The 3,201-nt window shown below is 75.6% G+C and carries 4 protein-coding genes; all 4 read right to left on the reverse strand.

Features of this window, described 5'->3' with window-relative positions:
- Positions 1 to 230: 230 nt before the first annotated feature.
- Positions 231 to 1,388: a 4-hydroxybenzoate 3-monooxygenase gene (locus tag AB0K37_RS41285; protein WP_363991449.1), complete on the reverse strand. Its 1,158-nt coding sequence runs from the start codon at positions 1,386 to 1,388 to the stop codon at positions 231 to 233.
- Positions 1,389 to 1,440: 52 nt separating this feature from the next.
- The gene (locus tag AB0K37_RS41290; protein WP_363991452.1) at positions 1,441 to 2,253 is read right to left on the reverse strand and encodes an IclR family transcriptional regulator; all 813 of its coding nucleotides are present in this window, start codon (positions 2,251 to 2,253) and stop codon (positions 1,441 to 1,443) included.
- Between the two features lie 28 nt (positions 2,254 to 2,281).
- Entirely contained in the window at positions 2,282 to 2,671 is a 390-nt protein-coding gene (gene pcaC, locus AB0K37_RS41295; RefSeq protein WP_363991455.1) for a 4-carboxymuconolactone decarboxylase, read from the reverse strand.
- Positions 2,668 to 3,201, reverse strand: a 534-nt coding sequence (locus AB0K37_RS41300) for an alpha/beta fold hydrolase (RefSeq protein ID WP_363991458.1), incomplete at its 5' end; no start/stop codon positions are given. The genes pcaC and AB0K37_RS41300, both read right to left, overlap by 4 nt.

Genomic DNA, 3,201 nt, shown 5'->3' on the forward strand with positions numbered 1-3,201 from the left:
GGGCGGGGGCGGCTCGCGGCCGCCGCCGGGCCGGGCGGCGACGTCGAGCAGATGCCGAAGCCTTTCACCTTCCGCGTCCGCGTGGGGCGCGGCGCGCGCCGGAGGCCGCCGGGCCGGGGCCGCGGCGGCACCACGGGTCTCACCGTAGACCGAACTTGCCTAGGCGGCAAAGTTTCAGGGGCTGCCAATTTCGGTGACGTGCATCTCACCCGGCCGCCGGGAGCTCCCCGCTAGACGAGCGGAAGGCCGGTGTAGTTCTCGGCCAGGGACGTCTGGGCCGCCTCCGAGGAGGCCACGTAGTCCAGATGTGAGCGCTGGAGCCGCCGCTCGAAGCCGGTCGCGGACGGGTCGGTGTGCAGCAGCGTGGTCATCCAGTACGAGAAGTGCTCGGCCCGCCACACCCGCCGCAGGCACGCGTCGGAGTAGCCGTCCAGCAGCGCGTGCGACCCGGAGGCGTACCGTTCGGCGAACGCCCCCGCCAGGACCGTCACGTCCGACACCGCCAGGTTGAGGCCCTTCGCCCCGGTCGGCGGGACGATGTGCCCCGCGTCCCCGGCGAGGAACAGCCGGTCGTGCCGGAGCGGCTCGGCCACGAAGCTGCGCATCGGCGTGATCGACCTGTCGGTGATCGGCCCCTCGCGCAGCTCCCACCCGTCGCCGGTCGCGAACCGCGCCGCGAGCTCGTCCCAGATCCGGGCGTCCGGCCACGCGGCGAGGTCCTCGTCCGGCGGCACCTGCAGGTAGAGGCGGCTCACCCGCGGAGAGCGCAGGCTGTGCAGCGCGAACCCGCGGTCGTGGTGGGCGTAGATCAGCTCGTCGGTGGAGGGCGGGACGTCGGCGAGGATCCCGAGCCAGGCGAACGGGTACTCGCGCTCGAACGTCCGCAGGCCCGGCACCGCCGGGCGGCTGACGCCGTGGAACCCGTCGCAGCCGGCGATGTAGTCGCAGTCCAGGGTGCGGGTCCGGCCGCCCTCGGCGAAGGTCACGCTCGGCGCGGAGGCGTCCACCGCGACGACCTCCGCCTCGAACCGCACGTCGCCGCCGTCGGCCAGCCGCCGGGCGACGAGGTCCTTGACGATCTCGGTCTGCGCGTAGACGGTCACGGCCCGGCCGGTGAGGTCGGCCAGCGGGACCCGGTGCCCGGCGCCGCCGAACCGCAGCTCGAGCCCCCGGTGGACCAGGCCCTCCCGGTCCAGCCGCGCGCCCACGCCGCTCTCGCGCAGCACGTCGGTCGTGCCCTGCTCCAGCATCCCGGCCCGCTGCCGGTGCTCCACGTAGTCGCGGTCGCGGCTCTCCAGGACCACCGAGTCGATCCCCTGGAGATGGAGCAGATGCGACAGCAGCAGGCCCGCAGGCCCGCCGCCGATGATCGCGACCTGGGTCCGCATCGTTCCTCCTCGTTCGGCTCCGCCGCCGATGTTCGCGCGCGTCGCCGCAGGTTCAGGCGCCGGTGTTCCGCTCAGCGGAAAACATCCCGGAGTCTCCGCGCCAGTGCGCCGCCACGTCCCGGGACAGGGCGCGCACCGCGGTCGTCAGCGGCGGCAGCAGCCGCCGCAGGTCGGCGCCGCGGGTGCTCGACACCAGCGACATCGCCGCGACCACGTCGCCCGCGCCGTCGCGCACGGGAGCGCCGACGGACGACGCGCCGAGCGTCATCTCGTCGCGGGTCACCGCGTAGCCGGAGCGGACGACCTGCTCGACGCAGCGCCGCAGCTCGCCGGGATCGGTGATGGAGCGCGCCGCGTGCCGGGGCAGCTCGCCGGCCAGGACCTCCTCCCGCACCCGCGGCGGCGCGAACGCCAGCAGCACCTTCCCGACGCCGGTGGTGTGCAGCGGCAGCGTCGCGCCGACCTGCGTCACGACCGGCACCGACCGCGTCCCGCGCAGCCGCTCCACGATCAGCACCCGGTCGTCGCGGAGCACGCCGAGCTGGACGTTGTCGTGGGTGGCCTCGTACAGGTCCTCCATGTGCGGGAGGGCCAGCTCCCGCAGCCCGGTGACCGCCGGGGCCTGGCTGCCGATGCGCCACAGCCGGGTGCCGATGCGGTACGTCCCGTCCGGCACCCGCTCCAGGAACCCGCCGCCGACCAGCTCGCCGACGAGCCGGTGGCCGGTCGCGAGCGGCAGGCCGGCGCGGCGGCAGATCTCGCTCAGGTTGAGGCGGACGCCGCCCTGCGCGAAGGCGTTCAGGATGGCCATGACCTTGCCCGCCACGCTGACCGGCCGCGCGCGTTCCGTCCCGTCCCCTCCCACGTGGCTCCTCCGCCCGGGCCCGCGCCCGTCACTCCCCTTCGTTCAGTACCCGCTGGGCGACGGCGAACGCCGAGTTCGCGGCGGGCACTCCACAATAGATCGCCGTCTGCAGGAGCACCTCCCCGATCTCGTCGGGGGTCAGTCCGTTGCGGAGCGCCGCGCGGACGTGCATGGCGAGCTCGTCCAGGTGGCCGCCCGCGACCATGGCGGTCAGCGTGATGCAGCTGCGGGTCCTGCGGTCCAGGCCCGGGCGGCTCCAGACGTCGCCCCACGCGTAGCGGGTGATGAGGTCCTGGAAGTCGGCGGTGAAGCCGTCCTTGCGGGCCTCGGCGCGGTCGACGTGGGCGTCGCCGAGCACCTCCCGCCGCGTCCTCATGCCCTGCGCGTGCCGTTCCCCGTCGGACATGCGCTCGCTCATCGGCGGGATCCCTTCCAGGTGCGGTCCAGGTGCGCGGTGATCGCCTCGGTGACCTCGGCCGGGCGTTCGGCGTTCGCCAGGTGCCCGGCCCCCTCGACCACCGTGAGGCGGGCGCCCGGGATGCCGGCGGCGAGCCGGTCGGCGTGGCCGCGCGGCGGGGTCGGGCCGTCCTGCGCCCCGGCGACCACCAGGGCCGGCGCGCGGACCTCGGCCAGGCGCGCGGTCGCGTCGAACGCGGCCAGGGCCTCGCAGCAGCGGGCGTAGCCCTCGGCGTCGGTGGCCCGGAGCATCGCCACGTAGGGGCCCGCGCCGGTGAAGGACGGCGTGAACCAGCGCTCCGCGGCGCTGTCGGCGACGGGGCCGACCCCCTCGCGGCGGACCAGCGCGGCGCGTTCGCGCCAGGCCCGCGGGTCGCCGAAGCGCGGGGACGTGCAGCACAGGACCAGGCTCGCGACGCGCTCCGGGGCGCGCAGCGCGAGGGCCGTCCCGACCGCGCCTCCGAGCGACACCCCGGCGTAGGCGGCCCGCTC

Source organism: Actinomadura sp. NPDC049753, assembly GCF_040674655.1.
Lineage (GTDB): Bacteria > Actinomycetota > Actinomycetes > Streptosporangiales > Streptosporangiaceae > Spirillospora > Spirillospora verrucosospora.

Excerpts from the sequence above, each read along its gene's own strand:
- pcaC (WP_363991455.1), bottom strand. The coding sequence starts at position 2,671 with ATGAGCGAGCGCATGTCCGACGGGGAACGGCACGCGCAGGGCATGAGG.
- AB0K37_RS41285 (WP_363991449.1), bottom strand. The coding sequence starts at position 1,388 with ATGCGGACCCAGGTCGCGATCATCGGCGGCGGGCCTGCGGGCCTGCTG.